The organism is Cellulophaga sp. BC115SP (assembly GCF_009905545.1).
GTDB lineage: Bacteria > Bacteroidota > Bacteroidia > Cytophagales > Spirosomataceae > Flectobacillus > Flectobacillus rivi.
The window spans coordinates 1-615 of the sequence record NZ_JAAALB010000197.1 but is presented as its reverse complement, the minus strand read 5'-3'; the positions used below and the strand labels follow the sequence as shown (position 1 = coordinate 615).

The window sequence follows — 615 nt, the reverse complement described above, 5'->3', positions numbered from 1 at the left end:
TCGACACCTTGCGTAAAGCCACCGCCTGTTTTCATTTCACCGTCCCATTTCAAGGTATCGTACCAAGCCTCAATCTCGACCGCCATTTTCCCTGGTGCCAATGGAATAGCTCCAGCAAACTGTCCAGTGGATAAAATGAGGTTATAATCCACAAACTCATTGAGTAAATCTTCTGTTAGAATTACATACAATCGCTTTGATCCGCCCAGCTGTGGGTTTTGAGTTTTACGCTTGAGACCAACCAAAGGTACCGTAAATGCACCAGTGGGAAACTCTAAATATTGACCCGTTAGCATTTGTAAACCTGCACTGGTCGACATCATACTCAGACCCGAAACAATGGGGTTGCCTGTGTAAGCGTACATGGATACCCCAGCAAAAAAGCTGAGAAATACCATTGCCATTTTTAGAAACTTATTCATAAAAAGATATTAGGGCCGAAGCCCAATTAAAGGTGTATGTTTTTGAATCTATCTTAGTGAAAAGTAAAGACTACAATCGGTTGTTACCGAACCACTCTGAACCCAAACCATACTCAACACAAGCCGAGTACAAAATGTTAAGCTCCCAGTGTTTCGTGTATTCTTTCATTTTCACACGGTATTTACTTACGTC

The 615-nt window shown here is 42.0% G+C and carries 1 protein-coding gene; it reads right to left on the bottom strand.

Annotated elements, in window-relative coordinates; translation table 11 throughout:
- Positions 1-422 (bottom strand): hypothetical protein (locus tag GVN22_RS27635; RefSeq protein ID WP_166554198.1); only part of this gene is annotated, 422 nt, incomplete at its 3' end.
- Positions 423-615: the final 193 nt, after the last annotated feature.